Raw genomic sequence first — 19,491 nt, 5'->3', positions numbered from 1 at the left:
AGAAAGCGGCTAGTTTTTGAGGTCGACGGCGTGCTCCGCCGGCGGCAGGGGCAAGGGAGCCACTGCGGAGTCCTCGATGTAGCGCTTGGCGTTGATCATGACGCCGCCGGTCAGCATGACGGCCAGGCACACGCCCAGCATGGCGAACGACGCCGTCCACGTGCCGGTGGCGTCGTGGATGGTGCCGAAGAACAGCGGGGCAATGCCGGCCCCGGCGTAGCCAAGGCCCTGGCTGAAGCCGGACAGCACGGATGAGCCGTGCGTGGTCCGCGACCGCAGGTTCACCATCAGCAGGGCCGTGGCGAAGGTGCCCTGGCCCAGCCCTGCGAACGTGACCCACAGCCACGTCCCGTCCAGGGGCGAGAGGTACAGGCCCAGGTGGCCCGTGGCCCAGCATGCCGCGAACAGGCAGATTGCCACCATGGGGTTCTTCATCCGCGGCACCCACAGCGGCACCAGCAGGCTCACGGGCAGGCCCAGGATGGCGAAGTAGGCCAGCGCGGACCCCGCAGTCGCGGCGTCAACACCTTGACCGGACAGGTACGGCGGCAGCCAGGTGAAGTAGACGTAGGTCTGGGCGGAGTTGCCCGCCAGGAAGATGGCCAGCCCCCACGCCACCGGCGAGCGCCATGGCCGCAGCCGGGCCTCGGGAATGGAAGCAGCCTTTGCCGCCGAGGCCCCACCGGCCGCTGTGGCCCTGGCGGCGGCCGCCTGGTCTGCAAGTGCCAAGTCGTTTCTGGCCCGGCGGTCCCGCACAAACTGGAGGATCCACGGAAGCAGCACCAGCACGCTCACCGAGGCCCACATGCCGATCGACACCCGCCAGCTGGTGGCCCCGGCAACCGGAACGGCAAGCTGCGGGCTGATGGCGGTGCCCACGGACAGCAGGGTCACGTAGCCGGCGGTCACCACCCCCACCCGGTCCGGGAAGCACTTCTTCACAAGCGGCGGCAGCACCACGTTGCCAATGCCGTAGCCGGCCATGATCACTGCGGTGAGCCCCAGGAACGCCCACACCTCCCCCGACGCGGCTCGCGCCAGTTGTCCCGCCACGGCCAGCACGACGGCGGCAACCAGCGCCTTTTCCAGGCCGAAGCGGCGGATCAGCACGGGCGTCAGCAGGCCAAAGACAGCGAACAGGAGCGGCGGCAGCATGGCCAGCAGGCCTGTGGTGCCGGCGTCGAAGCCAAGCTCGCCGGTCAGTTCACCCAGCAGCGGCGGCACCACGGAAACGGCCGTCCGCAGGCTCAGGGCCATGACCAGGATGCCCAGCAGGGCACCGATGCGTCCGGCCCACGGCCGCTTTTCAAGAAAATTCGTCACTGCTCAAGATTAGCCACTCCAGGACGTCCCATGTCCCCGATGCCCTTGACCGGGCGGAATTGTGGCCATAGCTTGGGGTTTGGACTGCACCCTCCCCCACGCTAGGACGCCCATGGAACTTTCCCTGACCGGCACATCCGCACCCCTGACGGCGGAAGCCTGCGCTGCCGCCGACGGGGCCGACCCCCTGGCCCGATTCCGGGACGAATTCATCTTGCCGGAGGGCGTCATTTACCTGGACGGCAATTCCCTCGGCGCCCGGCCCGCCTCGGCTGCCGGCGTCGCCGCCCGGGTCCTGGAGCAGGAGTGGGGCGAGGGCCTGATCCGCAGTTGGAACTCGGCCGGCTGGTTTGAGCTGCCCGGGCGCCTGGGCGACAAGCTGGCAGGACTGCTCGGGGCCGGCCCGGGCCAGGTGGTGGTCACCGACACCACCTCGCTGAACCTCTTCAAGGCGCTGGCCGCCGCGGTGGAGCTGCAGCGGTCAGCAGATCCGGCCCGCACGATCATTCTCACCGAGCGCGACAACTTTCCCACCGACATTTACATTGCCGAGGGCATTGCCGGATTCCTCGGCCAGGGCTACTCGGTGCGCCTCATCGATGACAGCCTGCCCCTCGAGGCCGCATTGGGCGGCGACGTTGCCGTCGTGGCACTGTCCCACGTGAACTACCGCACCGGCGCCATGTGGGACATGGCGGCCACCACCGCAGCCATCCACGACGCCGGGGCCCTGGCCGTGTGGGACCTGGCCCATTCCGCCGGGGCCGTCCCCGTGGACCTGGCCGGCTCGGACGCCGACTTCGCCGTGGGCTGCACCTATAAGTACCTCAACGGCGGGCCGGGGTCCCCCGCGTTCCTGTGGGCCAATCCCCGCCACCATGCCGCCGCCCGCCAGCCCCTGTCCGGCTGGTGGGGGCACGCCAAGCCCTTCGCCATGGAGGACTCCTTTGCACCGGCGGAGGGCATCGGGAAGTTCCTGTGTGGAACCCAGCCCATCCTCTCGCTTGCCGTGGCGGAGTGCGGCCTGGACATCGCCCTCGCCGCATCCAGCGAGCTGGTGCGGGAAAAGTCCCTGGTGCTGACGGACCTGTTCATCACCCTCGTGGAAGCCCGGCAGGGCAGCCATCCGCTGGAGCTCATCACCCCGCGGGACCACGCCCGGCGCGGCAGCCACGTCAGTTACGTCCACCCGGAGGGCTATTCGGTCATGCAGGCCCTCATTGCCCGCGGCGTGATTGGCGACTACCGCGAACCCGGCGTGCTGCGCTTCGGCGTCACCCCGCTCTACGTGGGGCGCCTGGACGTCTTCAACGCCGTGGAGGCCCTGTTCGACATCCTCGACAACCGGCTGTGGGACACGGAGGAATTCCGCACCCGCCTGCAGGTGACGTAGGCCAACCGCCCGCCGGACGGCGGCCCGGCCGCAACAATTCAGCAAGATCGTGCACAAAAGTGGCGGCCGGCACTAGGATTGGGGCACTGGGCGCGCACCCCTCCGGACCGCGCGGCACCTGGCCTGCCTCTGCGCGTCGAAGGGAAACACCGCCATGGACGTAGCCGATCTGGGCGCCGCACTGCGGGCCCGGCGCCGGGAGCTGCACCTGACCCAGAGCGAAACCGCCGACCTGGCCGACATCTCCACCCGCGTCCTGAGCGACCTGGAGAACGGGCGCGAAACCGTGCGCCTGGACATCCTCTCCGCCGTGGCATCCGCACTGGGCATGAGCCTGTCGCTGAAGGTGACCGGCCAGTGAAGGACCTGGACTTCGCCAAAAACGTCACCCAGGCCGTGGTCTACAAGAAGGGCCGTGCCGCGGCGACCCTGACCCGCCACCCCAGCATTGGCGTGGTCTTTTCCTACCTGCCGGGCTATCTCAGCGACCGTGCCCCCGCCATCTCCTCCACCCTGCCCGCCCTTGACGTTCCCGTGACGTTTGGCCACGGCAGCGTGCCTGCCTTCTTTGCCGGGCTGCTGCCGGAGGGTGAACGCCTGGCCAAGCTGCGCTGGGCGGTCAAGACCACCATTTCCGATGAGTTCTCCCTGCTGCTGGCCGCCGGAGAAAACCCCGTGGGCGACGTCCAGATTGTCCCCTCCGGCGAGAAGCCGCAGCAGGTCCCGGCCCTGCTGACCGTCACCAAGACCATGGAGAACATCCGCTTCGCCGATTTTGCCGCGGTCCCGGGCCCCGTGGACAGGTCGGCCCTGCCCGGGCTGCAGGACAAGGTCACCGCCTCGTACCGCCACGACAAGGACCCCACGCGCGCCTACATCCTGAAGTTCAACGACGGAAGCCACGCCCGCCAGGTGGAGACCGAGCACCTCCTGCTGGCCAAGGCCCGCGGTCTGGGCATCCCCGTCGCCGATGCCCGCCTGGTGCACGACGGCGACGGGCAGGCTGCGCTGCTCGTCTCCCGTTTTGACCGGTCCCCCGGCGGCCCACTGGCCGTTGAGGACTGCGCCCAGTTGCTGGGCCTGGTGCCGGCACGCAAGTTCTCCGTGCCGAGCGAGGCCGTCGCGGCCGCCGCGGTGGCCATGTGCGCCTCCCAGGCATTGGCTGCCCGGAACATTTTCCTGCAGTTCCTTTTTGCCTGGCTCACGGGCAACGGCAACCTCCATGCCAAGAACATCTCGGTGGTCCAGCAGCCCAACGGCGAATGGCTCGTGGCCCCCGCCTACGACCTCCAGTGCACCCTGGCCGCGGAAATCGAGCAGGGCTTCGCGGCCGGCGTCCCCGGCGGCATCCTGACAGACCTGACCGACGGCGACCCCTCCCGCGACCCCGGCATGGCCCTGCCAGTGGGCGGCAACGCCGGCAGCCGGACCGGCCTGAACCGCAACGACTGGCTGCGCTTTGGCCGGACCCTGCACATCCCCGAACGGCTCGTGGCCAAGTGCATCGACAAGGCCCTCGCCGCCTCCGCCCTGACCACGGTGGAACTGCCGTTCGAGCGGGACGTGAGCGCCGCCGTCGTGCGCGTCCTGGGGATTCGGCGCGCGGCCATCTCGCGCTGACAACATGCCCGGTGGCAGGCCAAATACTTTTACTGACGAATTGCCGCTAAAATGTCTCTATGCCACGAATAGCCGCCCCCACGAACGCGGCGCAGCGCGAGCAGACGCAGCGCAAGATCCTCAACGCCTTTGGCGAACTTCTGTTCACCCACGGACTGCCCGGCCTGACCATGACCGACGTCGCCCGGACCGCCGGCGTGGGCAGAACCGCCGTCTACAACTACTTTGCCGACCTGGAACAGCTCCTGGTGGCGTACGCGCTGGATGAAACCGGCAAGTTCGTCATCGAGCTCAAGTCCCGGCTGCAGGGCATGGAAAACCCGGTGGACCGCCTTGCCGTGTATGTGCGGGCGCAGCTGGAGGACCTCACCCGGCGCCACCTGCCGCCCGGCCCGGCCATGCGCTCGGTGCTCTCCAGCGAATCGTTCGCCAAGCTTGGCGTCCATGTGGGCGAGCTGAACAAGATCCTCATGGACATCCTGCGCGAGGGCATGGAGCAGCGCTACATTCCCGAGGCGGACATTGAGGGCCTGGTGCAGCTCATCCACGGCTCGCTGACCGCCAGTGCCTCACGGCGCAACACCGACACCCCCGACGAGGAGCACATCGGCGCGGCCGTGCGCTTCATCCAGGCCGGCGTGGGCGCCACGTTCGACGCCGACGGCCGCCCGCTCACGCTGGACTGACCAGGCGGGGGGCACTCAGGGCTTCTCGGGCTGCTTTGCTGCCGGGCTGGCCCCTTGGCTTGGCGCCGGTTCGCTGGGCGGCGGGCTCAGGTGCGGGCATGAAAGCACGCCCGGCTTCTGGTCAACCTTGGGCACTGCGGCCAGGGCAGTGAACTTGCTGGTGAGGATGACATCCACCGTGGCATCCGCCCGCTCGTCCTGAACATAGTCGCTGCCGGGGAAATTGCGCTGGATGCTCAGGGCCGCAGCGTGGCCGCCAGGACCGGACACCACCACGGCGGGGGCGGCAATTTCAGTCCTGCCATTGGCCACCGCCTTGACCGCGAATCCGCGCTTCTTGAGCTCCGCAGCCACCTTTCCGGCCTCACCCTCCACAGATCCGCCGTTGAAGATGCTGACCGTCACGGTCTTGTTGGCCGCATAGTCAAGGGTTTCCGCCGGGCAGGTGATGGGCGCCGGAGTTGGCTTTGAGGACCCCAGCGTCAGCTTCAGTTCCCCACGCTGGACCATCCCGGCCAGCACCACGCTGGCCACAACCATGGCCAGCAGCACCACCAGGATCACGCCGTGGAAAATGCGGCGGCGGACGGTGGAAGGGCTGAGCTCCGGGGATTCAGGTTCAGGGAACGCATCGGCCAGGCCGCGGCTGTCGACAATGTGGTGGCCGCGCCACGACGTGCCGTCCTTGGCGCGCTTGCGCTGCTGCCGAAGGTCATAGGCGGCGTCCTTCGCCTGGCGGCGTTCCACCCTCGCGGCCTTGCGCCGCTGCGCGGCGGTGAGCAGGACGTCTTCGTCCGCAATTGCATCCGGCGCGGGGCTGCCGGGCGGCCGGCTGGGCGGCGGCGGCACGGCGGGCTTGTCGGCGGGGGCGCCCTGGGGCTTCCCCGCAGGCAGCCTAGTCATCAATCACCAGGACCCGCGCGTGCAGGATGCTGCGCTGGTGCAGGGCGGTGCGCACTGCCCTGTGCAGGCCGTCTTCGAGGTAGAGGGTGTCGCGCCACTGGACAACATGCGGGAAGAGGTCCCCGAAGAACGTTGAGTCTTCCGCCAGCAGCGCCTCAAGGTCCAGCTGGGCCTTGGTGGTGACAAGATCCGCAAGGCGCACCTGGCGCGGGGCCACTCCCGCCCAGTCCCTGGGCGTCACATGGCCATGGTCCGGGTAGGGGCGTTTGTCGCCAACAGCTTTGAAGATCACCCCTTCAGACTAGGTACTTCGCACGGCTATGGGAACTGACACGCTCCACAGCGGCGCTAAGTTGCCAAAAGGTTACCGAAAGTGGCCGCGCACCGCCGCGGGCTGCGAACATGGTGCCATGACCCTCTTGCAACCGCCCCTTGCCCTGCTCCTGGATGTGGACGGCCCGCTGGCCAGCCCCGTGACCCGCCGCGTCTCCCCGGACATCATCGCCAACCTGATCGAGCTTGTCCGTCGGGGCATCCCCGTTGTGTTCAACACGGGCCGCTCCGACGCATTCATTGCCGAGCAGCTCATGGCGCCCATGCTTGAGGCCGGGCTGCCCGACGGCGCCGTGGTCCACGCGATCTGTGAGAAGGGCGCGGTCTGGTTCAGCTTCACGCAGGATGGCCCCGGGACTATCCATGTGGACCGCGAGCTGGCCATGCCGGCGGCCTACGGCGACGACGTCCGCACGCTCGTGGCGAGTTCCTACGCGGGGCACATGTTCTTTGATGAAACCAAGCGCGCCATGGTCTCCGTGGAGCAGCATGTTGAGGTGGACAGCGCCAGCTACCTGGCCGAGCAGGCCAAGTTCGACGCCGATGCGCTGGCACTGCTTGCCGCGCACGACCTCGGCGCAGTGCGCCTTGAACACCGCGCACCGGGTTCCGCGGGCACGGTGGACTACCGCGTTGACCCGTCCATCATTTCCACCGACATTGAATCGGTGCGGCTGGGCAAGGATCTCGGTGCGAGCCGGGCCGTGGAGCTGCTGGCTGCCCAGGGCATCGTGCCGCAGGCCTGGCGCACCGTGGGCGACTCCCGCACGGACTACGCCATGGCCGACTGGCTGCACCACCAGGACCACGTGGTCAAGCACGTTGATGTCCGCCCGGCCGAGGGGGTCCCGGCGAAGCCGTACCCCGTCAAGACGGCCGCTGACCTGCAGCTCGGCGACGACGTGGTGAACGACTTCGCCGGCGCGGCGTTCCTGCAGTTCTGGCTGGACGGCCTGGCCAAGTAAGCTTCCGGGGCGCCGGCAGCCGGCGCCCCGGAATCAGGCTGCTCTAGGCGAGTGCGCCCTCGACGGCGGCGACCAGTTCAGGTGCGTCCGGCGTGACGGGAGAATCGAAGCGGGCCAGCAGCTCGCCGTCGTGCGTGATGAGGAACTTCTCGAAGTTCCACTGCACGGGCTCGGCGCCGTCATTGGTCAGCGCGGCGAAGATGGGGTGGGCGTCCTCGCCGTTCACCTCTGCCTTGGCCGCGAGCGGGAATGTCACGCCGAAGTTCCTGCGGCAGAACTCAACAATTTCCTCCTCCGTGCCCGGTTCCTGCCCGCCGAACTGGTTGCAGGGGACGCCCACAACTGTCAGGCCCTGGTCCTGGTACTTGTCATGGAGGGCCTCGAGGGCGTCGTACTGCTTGGTGAAGCCGCATTCGGAGGCCACGTTGACCAGCAGCACCGCCTTGGCTGCAAGTGCGGAGAGCGTGGCGGTGGTGCCGTCACTGAGGGTCAGCGGAATGTTGTTCAAGGTATTGGTAATCACAGCCAGAGTCTAGACCCGCACTCTGGGAATTGTGGCCCGGGGCAGGCGCTGCTGCAGGCGCCAACGACGAAGGGCCCGGAATCTTTCGATTCCGGGCCCTTCATTGGCGGAGGATGGGGGATTTGAACCCCCGAGGGCGTTAACCCAACACGCGTTCCAGGCGTGCGCCATAGGCCGCTAGGCGAATCCTCCAGCTTGCTGTGCAAAACACGGCAGGTTCAAGAGTACCTGACAAAGTGCCGAACGCACGAATCGGGGCCAGGGGCACGCGAAGAACCCCGGGATTCAGGGGCTGCGGGCATGAAATGCCCCGTCGAAAGCGGCGCGAAGGTGCCCGAAAAGGGGTGGAGGAGTGTGCCCGCAGCGGCGGGCGGGCGTGTTTGGGCAGGAAATAAGGGCAGTACGGCCCCGTTCAAGCCCTACTGCCCTCATTTCCCCCGTGGTCATCGCGGAAGGCAGACGACGCATAAAGGAGGGGGCACGCAATGTGCCCTCGCGCTGCAATCGGCGGTGCTCCCGCCGCCCCCTGCAGCACAATGCCAACTTTACAACATTGTCACACGGCATGACATTCATCACGTTTTGGCCGCGTCACATGACCCTTCAGTGGCCGGCGCGCATGGCCAGCGCGGCCGTGACGAATCCCGAAAGCGCAAAGGCGGCGGCCAGGATCCACAGCAGGAACTGCTGGCCCGAGTGGTGGTGGGTGCGCTGGGAAGTGTTGGTGGAGAACACCTCGCTGCGCATGAGGGCCGTCAGGCCTGTTCCAATGGCCAGCACCCAAAAGACCCATTCAAACAATCCGTAGCTCAACATGGCTACCGCTCCTTGGTGGTCACCGGCAACGCAGGGGCGAAATCGTCGCGGGACCGGCTTGGCAATGTCATGTGCCCCCTGTGTGGCGAACGTACCACCGCGGCCCCAAAATTGATATGCCCCACAGGCCCGCATGTGGATTCGCCCGCGCCGCCGCTGTCGGGTAAGCTGATTCCCGGCCCCTCATGTGGCGTCACCCTGTGAACTCCCCCAGGACCGGAAGGTAGCAAGGGTAAGCGGGCTCTGGCGGGTGCATGGGGGGTCTTTATTTATCCCCAGATATGCCGGATTTGCAGCATTGACGCGGCATTTTGTCAGGCGGATTAGATAGGGTTTCAACTGTGAGCGCACCAACAGCCCTGTACCGCCGGTACCGTCCGGATTCCTTTGCCCAGGTCATTGGCCAGGAACATGTCACGGCACCGCTGATGACTGCCCTGGACAAGAACCGCGTCAACCACGCCTACCTCTTCTCCGGCCCCCGCGGCTGCGGAAAAACCACCTCGGCACGAATCCTGGCCCGCTGCCTGAACTGCGCCAAGGGCCCCACGGCACACCCCTGCGGCGAATGCGAAAGCTGCATCGAGCTGGCCCGCGGCGGCTCCGGCTCCCTGGATGTCATTGAAATTGACGCGGCCAGCCACGGCGGTGTGGACGATGCCCGCGACCTGCGCGAACGCGCCACCTTTGCCCCCATCCGGGACCGCTACAAGATTTTCATCATTGATGAGGCCCACATGGTCACCTCGGCAGGCTTCAACGCGCTGCTGAAGATTGTCGAAGAACCGCCGGAGCACATCAAGTTCATCTTCGCCACCACCGAGCCGGACAAGGTCATTGGCACCATCCGCTCGCGCACGCACCACTACCCCTTCCGCCTGGTGCCGCCGGAACCCCTCATGGCCTATTTGGCACAGTTGTGCGAATCCGAGAACGTCCCCGTGGCGCCCGGCGTGCTCTCTCTCGTGGTTCGTGCCGGCGGCGGCTCCGTGCGTGATTCGCTCTCCGTCCTGGACCAGCTCATGGCTGGTGCCGCGGCAACCGGGCTGGACTACGACCTCGCCGTTGACCTGCTGGGCTACACCCACTCCTCTCTGCTGGACGACGTCGTCGAGGCCCTGGCCGCCGGGGATTCCGCCACGGTGTTCAAGTCCGTGGACCGGGTCATCCAGACCGGGCACGATCCCCGCCGCTTTGTCGAGGACCTGCTGGAACGCTTCCGCGACCTCATCATTGTGCAGGCCATGCCCGAAAGTGCCCACGCAATCCTGCGCGGCACACCCGACGAGCTCATTGCCCGCATGCAGACCCAGGCCGCCCAGCTGGGTGCCGCGGAGCTCTCCCGAGCGGCCGACGTCACGAACGCCGCCTTCAATGAAATGACGGGCGCCACCTCGCCGCGCCTGCACCTTGAACTCCTGGGTGCCCGCCTGCTGCTGCCGGGGGCCGATGCCTCCGCACGTGGCATGGCCACCCGCCTGGACCAGATGGAGCGACGCCTCAACTACGGCGGCGCTCCGGCGGCACAGGCTTCTCATGCCCCTGCCGAATCGGCACCGCCTTCCGCGGCGCAGTTCGCCGCCACCGCGGCGGCACCTGCCGACACCGGCGGCACAAGCGGCGGCCTGGCTGCCGTGCGTGCCCAGCTGGCGAAGGCCAAGGAGGCCGCCGGCGCCGAAGTGGCCGCGCGCCATGCACCCACGGCCGCACCTGTGGCCGAGGCCCCCGCGGTTTCGCCGCAGCCCGCAGCGGAACAGCCCGCACCCGAGCAGCCCGCACCCGAGCAGCCCGCACCCGTGCAGCTTCAGCCTGTGCAGGTCCCCCAGCCCCAGCCGGCCACACCCGCCAAGGTGGAACAGGCGGCACGCAGCTGGGACGATCTGCCCACCCCCGCAGGCAGCCCCGCATTTGCCAGCCAGCAGGAACAGCAGCACCCGGAGCCGGCCCAACCGCAAGCCGCCGAACCGGCAGCCCCGGCCCGCCCTGAGGCAACACCGGAACAAGCTGCACCGGCAGCATCCGGGTCAACGGGCATCGAAGTCATCCGCAGGGCCTGGCCGGAGATCCTCGGCGCACTGCGGAACATCCGCATGGCCTCCTGGGTCATCGTCAACCAAAACGTTGTGCCCCAGACATTCGACGGCCAGGAATTGCGCGTTGGCCTTCCCTCCTCCGGGCTCATTGCCACGTTCCGCAACAGCGGGCACCTGGAAAACCTGCAGCAGGCCATCAAAGAGGTCTTGGGCATGTCCGTCCAAATCCTGCCTGCCGACGGCGAAGCCCCGAAGGCGAGCGCTGAGCCAAACCCAAAAGTCCAGGCCGCTAGCCCGTCGCCCCGGGGCGGAGGGCCTGTAAGCAGTGCCCAGCCCGCCGCAGGCGGCCCTGTGGATTCCCTGCAGCCCACTGCCCAGCCGCAGGCCGGCGCCAACCCCGCATCCCTGGCCACCCAAGCGGCACCGCCTGCGCAAGCTGCACAGCCGGCGCAGCCTGCCCAGCCTGCCCAGCCTGCCCAGCCTGCCCAGCCTGCCCAGACAGAATCCAGCGCACCGGCGGTTGACTCCTGGGGGCTGCCCACCGCACAACACGCGGCTCCCCCCGCTCCCCAGCCAGAGGCACGTCCGGCCGCCGGCGCACCGGAACCGCCACAGGTCCAGGTCCAGGCACCCGCCGCCAAGGCTCCTGCAACGGCCGAGCAGCCGCACGCAGCGGCCCCTGCCGCCTCCCAGGCTGCGCCCGCCCCCATGGAACAGGCCCCCTGGGACGGACCGACCGAACCCAGCGACCCTTGGGACGAGCCCCACCCGGATTCCGACCCGTACGCAGGAGCCGACCCCTACCAGGGCGGCTACTCCCAGCCGCAGGATTCCTCCCCTCAGCCGGCACAGGCCCAGGCCGAATCCGCCGGGGATCCCCAGCCCGCCGCACCGGCCGCCTACACCCCACCCAAGGTCTCACCCATTTCGGCCTGGACCACCGGCTGGGACACTCCCGTGGAAACGCCTGCCGAGGCCGTGGCCCCGGCAGGGCAGGAAGCGCCGCGCCGCAGTGAACTTCTGGCACGCAAGATGGCCGAGCAGGCGGGGCAGCAGCCGGGCGGAAATGCCGCACAGGACTGGGGCGTTTCCCTGGGCCAGACCAAGCGCTCGGACGTGGCCGACCCCGGCTGGGGCGCCTCGGCCGACGCCCCGGACTGGGCGCAGCCGGCTGCCGCCACACAGGACGCGGCACCGGCCGCGCCTGCGGCACCTGAAGCGGCAGCCGTGGCCGCTCCCCCGGTTGCCGATCCCGCCGAAGCACGGGCCGTTGAGGCCCCTGCCGATGTAAATGGCACAGCCGCGCCAGAACCCATGAGCCGGTACCAACGCCTGGCCAACAGCTCCGAAGCGCAGGCCGGCCGGGCACAGGCACCCGCCGTTGCAGCGGCCACCACCTATGTGGAGGACGTGCCCAGCCCGGACGACGTCACCATAGAGGAATCCGGAGTGGTGGGCCAGGCCGCCGTTGAGCGTATTCTGGGCGGAGTGCTGATCGAGGAACGCCCCTTGAACCAGTCCAGCTAGGCCACCCGCACCACCATTTTTGAACCAACAGATGAAGAGGCATTGTGTACGAGGGAGCAGTTCAGGAGCTCATTGACGAGTTGGGGCGACTGCCCGGAATCGGGCCAAAGTCGGCCCAGCGGCTCGCCTTCCACATCCTGGAGGCTGACAGCGAGGACATGCAGCGCCTGGTCAAGGCCATTGTCACGGTCAAGGAACGCGTGAAGTTCTGCACCGTCTGCGGCAACGTCACGGAATCCGAGCTGTGCAACATCTGCCGCGACGACCGCCGCGACCCCACAGTCATCTGCGTCGTCGAGGAATCCAAGGACGTCCTCGCCGTGGAGCGCACGCGCGCCTTCCGCGGCAGGTACCACGTGCTGGGCGGCTCCATCAACCCGATCGCCGGCATCGGCCCGGACCAGCTGCGCATCCGGGAACTGCTCACGCGCCTCAATGACGCGCAGATCCAGGAAATCATCATTGCCACCGACCCCAACCTTGAGGGCGAGGCCACGGCCACGTACCTGTCGCGCATGCTCAAGACCCTCGGCATCACCGTCACCCGCCTAGCCTCGGGCCTGCCCGTGGGCGGCGACTTGGAGTACGCCGACGAGGTCACCCTGGGCCGCGCCTTTGAGGGCCGCCGCAACGCCCTGACCTAAGTCAGGCCCCCAGCCGGGCCAGCCGTTCGCCGGTGGGTGTCCCTTCAGTGGGCACGTACATGACAAAGTGCAGGTCAGGGACGTCGGAGGGCACCAGCCTGTGCTGTTCAAACACCAGCTTCCCCACCGCGGGGTGAATGAACACACGCCGCCGTGAGGAAAAGTTCAGCACAACGTGCTCGGCCCAGATGCTGGCAAATTCAACACTTTCCTGCTGCAGATTGCCCACCAGCGAGGTGTGCGCGGCGGAGCCAAGGCGCGGCCCGGCCTCGGCCCGGAACTCCGCCACAAAGTTTCGCGACGTGATGTCCCAGTCGGGCAGCATTTGGCGCAATTGCGGATCCGTGAACACCAGCCACAGCAGGTTCCGCTCGGCCGGGTCCACCTCGGCAATGCGTGAATACAGGCCCTGGTAGGCCGCATTCCAGCCGGCGATCCCCCAGTCGGGGGCCACCGCGAATGCGGGAAAGTCCATGGCGTCCAGCAGGGCCTGCAGGTGCGCGGGGACAGATTCAATCACCGCAGTTCCGCCCGCCGGCACCGCGGCATGGCCACCGAGCGCCAGCACGTAGGACTGCTCGGCCGGGCTGAGCCGCAGCACCCGGCCAATGGATTCGAGCACCTGGCGGGAGGCGTTGATGTCCCGGCCCTGTTCCAGCCAGGTGTACCAGGTGACGCTGACGGCGGCGAAGGCGGCAATCTCCTCGCGGCGCAGGCCCAGTGTCCGGCTGCGGCCTATGGGAGGCAGCCCGTGTTCCGCACGAACCAGCCCCGTGCGGCGGTCGCGGAGAAACTGGCCCAGCTCACGGCGTCGTTCTTCATTCATCGCTCCAAACTAGCACTGCCACTACTAGTATTGACGCCGTCTTCACGCTCCGCCCTTATTGCTGGTTAACTACTCTCATGCCTCCATTACGTTCACGTACAGTCACCCACGGCCGCAACATGGCCGGCGCCCGCGCCCTCATGATGGCCTCCGGTGTTGCCAAGTCCGACATCGGCAAGCCGATCGTCGCCGTCGCGAACTCCTTCACCGAGTTCGTGCCGGGCCACACCCACCTTGCCCCCGTGGGCCGCATTGTCTCCGACGCCATCCACGAGGCCGGCGCCATCGCCCGGGAGTTCAACACGATCGCCGTGGATGACGGCATCGCCATGGGCCACGGCGGCATGCTCTACTCGCTGCCTTCCCGCGACCTGATTGCCGACTCCGTCGAATACATGGTCAACGCCCACTGTGCCGACGTGCTGGTCTGCATTTCCAACTGCGACAAGATCACCCCCGGCATGCTCATGGCCGCCCTGCGCCTGAACATCCCCACCGTCTTTGTCTCCGGCGGCCCCATGGAAGCCGGCCGGGTCACCCTGACCGACGGTTCCATCCGCTCCCTGGACCTGGTCAACGCCATCTCCGACGCCGTGGACGCCACGGTTTCCGACGCCGACATTGAGCTCATCGAAGACAACGCCTGCCCCACCTGCGGCTCCTGCTCGGGCATGTTCACGGCCAACTCCATGAACTGCCTGACCGAGGCCATTGGCCTGTCCCTGCCGGGCAACGGCTCGCTGCTGGCCACCCACACCGCGCGCAAGGAGCTCTACCAGCGTGCCGGTGCCACCGCCGTCGCCCTGGCCAAGCGCTACTACGAGGACGACGACGCCTCCGTGCTGCCGCGCTCGATCGCCAGCTTCGAGGCCTTCGATAACGCCATGGCCCTGGACATCGCCATGGGCGGTTCCACCAACACGATCCTGCACCTGCTCGCCGCAGCGCAGGAGGCCGGACTGAAGTACGACCTCGAGGACATCGACGCGAAGTCCCGCAAGGTGCCGTGCCTGGCCAAGGTTGCCCCGAACGTTGCAGGCAAGAAGACCTACTACATGGAGGATGTGCACCGCGCCGGCGGCATCCCGGCGCTGCTGGGCGAGCTGAACCGCGGCGGGCTGCTGCACACGAACGTCAACTCGGTCCACTCCGAAGGCCTCACCGACTGGCTGGACGACTGGGACCTGCGCGGCGGCAAGGCCACCGATGAAGCCAAGGCCCTGTGGACAGCGGCCCCCGGCGGCCAGCGCTCCTCCACCGCTTTCTCACAGTCAGCTGAGTGGACGTCCCTGGACACCGACGCCGCCGATGGCTGCCTGCGCGACGTTGAGCACGCTTTCTCCAAGGACGGCGGCCTGGCCGTGCTGCGCGGCAACATCGCGCTCGACGGCGCCGTGGTCAAGACCGCCGGCGTGGACGAGTCCATCTGGACGTTCGAGGGCCCGGCCGTGGTCTGCGAATCCCAGGACGAAGCCGTGGAAAAGATCCTGTCCAAGGTGGTCAAGGCCGGCGACGTGGTGGTCATCCGCTACGAAGGCCCCCGCGGCGGACCCGGCATGCAGGAAATGCTCTACCCCACCTCCTTCCTGAAGGGCCTGGGCCTGGGCAAGGTCTGCGCGCTCATCACGGACGGCCGCTTCTCCGGCGGCACCTCAGGCCTTTCCATTGGCCACGTCTCCCCCGAGGCTGCGGCCGGCGGCACCATCGCCCTGGTGCAGGACGGCGACATTGTCCGCATCGACATCCCCAACCGCTCCCTGGAGCTCGTGGTGGACAACGCCGAGCTGGACGCACGCCGCGAACTGCTCGAATCCACGATCGGCTACCAGCCGGTCAACCGTGAGCGTGAGGTCTCGGCCGCCCTGCGCGCCTACGCCTCCATGGCCACGAGCGCCGACAAGGGCGCCGTGCGCCAGATCCCCGAGAGCACGGTGCTGACCCGCGCCAACCTGGCCCCGGCTGGCCAGTAGCTCCCAACGCACAAAGTCCGACGGCGTCCGGCCCACCTAGGTGGGTTGGACGCCGTCGGACTTTAAGCCAGCCCTACGCCACGCGCGTGCCCCGTGGCAGCTTGCCCGCAGGGGTGCGCACGGCACGCCAGCCCAGGGCAACTATGCCGGCGGCCACCAGCAGTTGCAGGCCCAGCCCCAGCGGCCAGAGCGGCGTCTGCTGGTCCAGGTAGCCGGTGTCCAGCTTGCCGTTGGCGCAGGGGTAGGTGGCGTCGGGGCCGGCCTGGGCGTAGCGGGCGCCCTGGCTGATGATCTCAAAGATGCCCTCGGGACGCTGCCTGTCCGCCGAAGCCCTGCCGTAGGGGATGGAATCGGCCACCACCACGAACGGGTTCATGGCCAGCATCCAGGCCACCCGGTCGGTCCGCACGGTGGTCTGCTCCTGAAGCGGGCCGTAACAGTACCTGTCGCCCTCCTGGTCGGTCACCCCGGGAGGAATCGGCATCGGGTCCCCCGCCTTGGCGTCCGAATAGTTCTCGTAGTAAACATCCTGGAAGCCCATTTGGTTGGCCCGCACGGGGCCCTCGCTGACCATGGATCCCAGGCCAAAGGCAATCAGTGTGCCAAAGACGAACACGGCCACCACTAGGTAGGTGACAACGATTGAGAACAGCGGCCGGTTGGCCAGAGCCGAGATGCCAACGCCCAGGGCGCACACCACGCCAATCTCAATGCCGAGCATCACCAGGGCCACCAGGATCTGGGTGAATCCCAGCCCGCCCTGGACGATCGCGAACAGCAGGAATGGCACGCTGGCCACAAGAAAACCGAGCCCGGCGATCCAGGAGGCCAGGAACTTCCCCCACAGGATTTGGCCCGGGCGCAGCAGGGTCACCTGCAGGATGGCCAGGGTGCCGGCGGCGCGGTCCCCGTTGACGGCATTGGCGGACAGGGCCGGCGCCACGAGCAGCCCGAAAAGCAGCACGAAGGCCAGCACCAGCTCAAAGATCAGTGGCCCGGGCCCGCTGCGGTCCCCGGCCATGTCCCACATTTGGTTGTTGCGTTCCTGGACCAGCCAGCTCCACCAGGTCAGTCCCGTGACAATGCCAATGATCACAAACCACAGGCCCAGCAGGATATACCAGCCGCGCGAGCGCAGCCGCTGGCGCATCTCCATGCCCACAACCCCAAGCACGCCGTCAACGTAGCCGCCGAAACCCCCGGTGCCCGGCTCAAGCGCCGGCTGCGGGGTGCTGCCTTCCTGGGTCATGGTCATTGCTGTTCCACCTTCATGCTCATGTAGGTCTCTTCCAGTGCGCCGGCGGCCGGGGCAAAGGAACACACGTCCACGCCCGCCGCCACCAGGTCACGCAGCAGCTTCGCGGCGTGTTCTTCCGAGCCCACGGCCACCCGCACGGAGTCGCGCCTGCCGGTGCCCTGCTCGAAGGCCAGCCCCAGCGAGGCCAGCGCGGCCGCGAGCGAATCCGGGTCAAGTGCCGCGATGGAGTAGCTGCGGCCCTGGCCGGCAGCCTGCGCCACTGACTGGGCCAGGACCGAGCGGCCCTGGTTGACGAACACCGCGCCGTCGGCAATTTCATCCAGTTCGGCCAGCACGTGCGAGGACACCAGTACAGCCTTCCCCTGCCCGGCCAGCGTGCGCAGGATGCTGCGCAGGGCAACGCGGGATCCCGGGTCGAGCCCGGAGGCCGGTTCATCGAGCAGCAGGACGTCCGGATCATGGACCAGCGCGCGGGCCAGGCTCAGCCGCTGCTGCTGCCCGCGGGAGAGCACCCGCGCCTTCCTGTCCGCCAGCGCCGTCAGGTTGACCAGCTCCAGCAGTTCTGCCACCCGTCCGGGAATTTGCCCCTTGGGCAGGTGGTAGAAACGGGCCATCGTGGCAAGGATTTCCCGGGCTGTGAGCGTTTCCCAGACGCCCAGCGTGTCCGGCATCCAGCCGATCCTGGCCCTCGCGGCGACCGGGTCCTTGACAGGGTCAATGCCCATGACCGAGATGGTGCCGGTGTCAGGCGCCAGCAGGGAGGCCAGCATGAGCAGCAGGGTGGTTTTTCCCGCCCCGTTGGGCCCGATGAGGGCCGTGACCTGCCCCGCTGGGACGTGCAGGTCCATGCCGACGACGGCGTGCACCTCACCAAAGCTGCGGGACAGTCCGGTTGCCGACAGGCCAAGGGCCGGGGCAAGTTGGGGCGTGGGGGCCGCATCTGGCGGCGGGGGCTGGAACTCGGTCATCAAAACCTCCCTGGGGTCCGCGTTGGCGGACTTGGGATCATCCTAAGTCGGGCCGGGGCACCTTGGCATCATCCCGTCGTCGGACATTTTTGCCCCGGGCTGCCCCGGTCAGGCGTGGACGTAACTGACCAACATGTGGACACATTAATTCCGCGTTGGCGCGCCCCGGGGCTAAACTTGCCTCAACTGCCTTCCGCGCTGATGATGCCGCACTGGCCCCGCGCGCTGGCGCGGCCCGGCGTGGGTGGCGGCAATTTACTTCTCTCCTAGTTTTGCGTTAGGTAAGTCAATGAGCGTGCACCCATGAGCCTGATTGTTCAAAAGTATGGCGGATCCTCCGTGTCGGACGCCGAGGGCATTCTCCGCGTCGCCCGCCGCGTCGTCAGCACCCAGGCCGCAGGCCACGAAGTTGTTGTGGTTGTCTCGGCCATGGGCGACACCACCGACGAGCTCCTTGACCTCGCCGCACAGGTTTCCGAGCACCCCCCGGCCCGCGAGCTGGACATGCTCATGACCGCCGGCGAGCGGATTTCCATGGCACTGCTGGCCATGGCCATCAGCGGCCAGGGCGGCGTGGCGCAGTCCTTCACGGGCAGCCAGGCCGGCATGATCACCGACGGCATCCACGGCAAGGCCCGCATCATCGATGTTGACCCGCACCGCGTCCGCACCGCCCTGGACAAGGGCAAGGTGGCCATTGTGGCCGGCTTCCAGGGCATGAGCCGCACAACCAACGAGATCACCACGATGGGCCGCGGCGGTTCCGACACCACGGCGGTTGCCCTCGCGGCGGCCCTGGATGCCGATGTGTGCGAGATCTACACCGACGTGGACGGCGTGTACACGGCCGATCCGCGCGTTGTCCCCAGCGCGCAGAAGATCAACAAGATCTCCAGCGAGGAAATGCTGGAAATGGCCGCATCCGGGGCCAAGATCCTCCACCTGCGCTGCGTTGAATACGCCCGGCGCTTCGGGCTGCCCATCCATGTGCGGTCCTCGTTCAGCGACAATGAGGGAACCTGGGTGCTGCCCAGCCCCGACGACAAAATCAAAATCTCAGAGGGAGTTGCCTTGGAGCAGCCAATCATCTCCGGCGTGGCGCACGACCGGTCAGAAGGCAAAGTCACCGTTGTAGGCGTGCCGGACATCCCCGGCAAGGCCGCCATGATCTTCGGCATCATTGCCGGGGCGCACAGCAACATCGACATGATCGTGCAGAACATCTCCACGAAGGGCACCGGCAAGACGGACATCTCCTTCACCCTTCCCATGGTGGAAGGCGAGGACGCACTGCAGGCCCTGCGCGCCAAGCAGGACGAGGTTGGCTTCGAGGACCTGATCTACGACGACCAGATCGGCAAGCTGTCCCTGATCGGTGCCGGCATGCGCTCCAACCCGGGCGTCTCCTACCGCTTCTTCCAGGCCCTGTCCGACGCCGGCGTGAACATCGACTTGATCTCCACCTCCGAGATCCGCATCTCCGTGGTGACCCGTGCGGACCTGCTCGATGTTGCGGTGCGCGCCGTCCACCAGGCATTCGGCCTGGACAGCGACGAGGAAGCAACTGTGTACGGCGGCACGGGCCGCTAGTCCCCACGCCCTCCCCAGGTGAAGCCGCTGGCGCGTCTTCACCTGGGCCCCTCGGGCGCGTGGGCCCATAACAAATCTGACCCGCAGTAGTGGTCGAAAAACGCCGAGAAATC

The 19,491-nt window shown here is 67.6% G+C and carries 17 protein-coding genes, 1 tRNA gene and 1 other RNA gene; 10 read left to right on the top strand and 9 right to left on the bottom strand.

Annotation, left to right across the window (positions count from 1 at the left end; genetic code table 11):
- Window positions 1-9: 9 nt before the first annotated feature.
- Window positions 10-1,323, bottom strand: coding sequence for an MFS transporter (locus PCK14_RS10075; RefSeq protein WP_269938355.1), 1,314 nt, complete (start codon window positions 1,321-1,323; stop codon window positions 10-12).
- Between the two features lie 112 nt (window positions 1,324-1,435).
- On the opposite strand from PCK14_RS10075, the gene kynU reads away from it, so the two are divergent.
- The 4 genes from kynU to PCK14_RS10055 all read left to right on the top strand — a co-directional run bounded on the left by kynU (window position 1,436) and on the right by PCK14_RS10055 (window position 5,022).
- Window positions 1,436-2,716, top strand: a complete 1,281-nt coding sequence (kynU, locus tag PCK14_RS10070; RefSeq protein WP_269938354.1) for a kynureninase — start codon at window positions 1,436-1,438, stop codon at window positions 2,714-2,716.
- 154 nt (window positions 2,717-2,870) lie between these two features.
- A complete protein-coding gene (locus PCK14_RS10065) occupies window positions 2,871-3,077 on the top strand; it encodes a helix-turn-helix domain-containing protein (RefSeq protein ID WP_269938353.1) in 207 nt (68 codons plus the stop codon).
- Complete coding sequence (locus PCK14_RS10060) at window positions 3,074-4,336, top strand: type II toxin-antitoxin system HipA family toxin (RefSeq protein WP_269938352.1); 1,263 nt, start codon at window positions 3,074-3,076, stop codon at window positions 4,334-4,336. The genes PCK14_RS10065 and PCK14_RS10060 overlap by 4 nt, the downstream gene beginning before the upstream one ends.
- 59 nt (window positions 4,337-4,395) lie before the next feature.
- Window positions 4,396-5,022 (top strand): TetR/AcrR family transcriptional regulator, encoded by a 627-nt coding sequence (locus PCK14_RS10055; protein ID WP_269938351.1) that lies wholly within the window; start codon window positions 4,396-4,398, stop codon window positions 5,020-5,022.
- Window positions 5,023-5,037: 15 nt separating this feature from the next.
- On the opposite strand, the gene PCK14_RS10050 is transcribed toward PCK14_RS10055, so the two are convergent.
- Both PCK14_RS10050 and PCK14_RS10045 read right to left on the bottom strand, forming a co-directional pair.
- A complete protein-coding gene (locus tag PCK14_RS10050) occupies window positions 5,038-5,925 on the bottom strand; it encodes a LytR C-terminal domain-containing protein (protein ID WP_269938350.1) in 888 nt (295 codons plus the stop codon).
- Window positions 5,918-6,217 carry a type II toxin-antitoxin system VapB family antitoxin gene (locus PCK14_RS10045; protein ID WP_269938349.1) on the bottom strand — a complete coding sequence of 100 codons (300 nt, stop codon included), beginning with the start codon at window positions 6,215-6,217 and terminating at the stop codon, window positions 5,918-5,920. Before PCK14_RS10045 ends, PCK14_RS10050 begins: the two co-directional genes overlap by 8 nt.
- A gap of 118 nt (window positions 6,218-6,335) precedes the next feature.
- On the opposite strand from PCK14_RS10045, the gene PCK14_RS10040 reads away from it, so the two are divergent.
- Window positions 6,336-7,223, top strand: a complete 888-nt coding sequence (locus tag PCK14_RS10040) for a hypothetical protein (protein WP_269938348.1) — start codon at window positions 6,336-6,338, stop codon at window positions 7,221-7,223.
- Between the two features lie 43 nt (window positions 7,224-7,266).
- On the opposite strand, the gene PCK14_RS10035 is transcribed toward PCK14_RS10040, so the two are convergent.
- From PCK14_RS10035 to PCK14_RS10025, 3 genes are all read right to left on the bottom strand, one after another.
- Entirely contained in the window at window positions 7,267-7,746 is a 480-nt protein-coding gene (locus tag PCK14_RS10035) for a glutathione peroxidase (protein ID WP_269938347.1), read from the bottom strand.
- Between the two features lie 104 nt (window positions 7,747-7,850).
- Window positions 7,851-7,938 (bottom strand) — tRNA-Ser (locus PCK14_RS10030).
- A gap of 411 nt (window positions 7,939-8,349) precedes the next feature.
- Window positions 8,350-8,562 (bottom strand): hypothetical protein, encoded by a 213-nt coding sequence (locus PCK14_RS10025; RefSeq protein ID WP_269938346.1) that lies wholly within the window; start codon window positions 8,560-8,562, stop codon window positions 8,350-8,352.
- A gap of 174 nt (window positions 8,563-8,736) precedes the next feature.
- On the opposite strand from PCK14_RS10025, the gene ffs reads away from it, so the two are divergent.
- From ffs to recR, 3 genes are all read left to right on the top strand, one after another.
- Window positions 8,737-8,832: signal recognition particle sRNA small type (ffs, locus tag PCK14_RS10020), an RNA gene on the top strand.
- Between the two features lie 71 nt (window positions 8,833-8,903).
- Window positions 8,904-12,122, top strand: a complete 3,219-nt coding sequence (locus PCK14_RS10015) for a DNA polymerase III subunit gamma and tau (protein WP_269938345.1) — start codon at window positions 8,904-8,906, stop codon at window positions 12,120-12,122.
- A 44-nt stretch (window positions 12,123-12,166) separates the two neighbouring features.
- Window positions 12,167-12,766: a recombination mediator RecR gene (gene recR / locus PCK14_RS10010; RefSeq protein WP_269938344.1), complete on the top strand. Its 600-nt coding sequence runs from the start codon at window positions 12,167-12,169 to the stop codon at window positions 12,764-12,766.
- A 1-nt stretch (window position 12,767) separates the two neighbouring features.
- Here the strand turns inward: recR and PCK14_RS10005 are convergent, their stop codons facing one another.
- On the bottom strand, window positions 12,768-13,592 hold the full coding sequence (locus tag PCK14_RS10005; protein ID WP_269938343.1) for a helix-turn-helix transcriptional regulator: 825 nt from the start codon (window positions 13,590-13,592) through the stop codon (window positions 12,768-12,770).
- Between the two features lie 77 nt (window positions 13,593-13,669).
- Between PCK14_RS10005 and ilvD the strand changes: the two genes are divergently transcribed.
- Entirely contained in the window at window positions 13,670-15,562 is a 1,893-nt protein-coding gene (gene ilvD / locus PCK14_RS10000) for a dihydroxy-acid dehydratase (RefSeq protein WP_269938342.1), read from the top strand.
- A 73-nt stretch (window positions 15,563-15,635) separates the two neighbouring features.
- On the opposite strand, the gene PCK14_RS09995 is transcribed toward ilvD, so the two are convergent.
- Together PCK14_RS09995 and PCK14_RS09990 are read right to left on the bottom strand one after the other, a co-directional pair.
- Entirely contained in the window at window positions 15,636-16,817 is a 1,182-nt protein-coding gene (locus tag PCK14_RS09995; protein ID WP_269938341.1) for an ABC transporter permease, read from the bottom strand.
- A complete protein-coding gene (locus PCK14_RS09990) occupies window positions 16,814-17,788 on the bottom strand; it encodes an ABC transporter ATP-binding protein (RefSeq protein ID WP_269938340.1) in 975 nt (324 codons plus the stop codon). The genes PCK14_RS09995 and PCK14_RS09990 overlap by 4 nt, the downstream gene beginning before the upstream one ends.
- 303 nt (window positions 17,789-18,091) lie before the next feature.
- Between PCK14_RS09990 and PCK14_RS09985 the strand changes: the two genes are divergently transcribed.
- Window positions 18,092-19,378, top strand: a complete 1,287-nt coding sequence (locus tag PCK14_RS09985) for an aspartate kinase (RefSeq protein WP_269938339.1) — start codon at window positions 18,092-18,094, stop codon at window positions 19,376-19,378.
- Window positions 19,379-19,491: the final 113 nt, after the last annotated feature.

Source organism: Arthrobacter sp. HY1533 (assembly GCF_027568515.1).
In the GTDB taxonomy this organism is placed as follows: domain Bacteria; phylum Actinomycetota; class Actinomycetes; order Actinomycetales; family Micrococcaceae; genus Specibacter.
The sequence above is the reverse complement of the archived record's forward strand: the minus strand, read 5'-3'. Positions and strand labels throughout refer to the sequence as shown.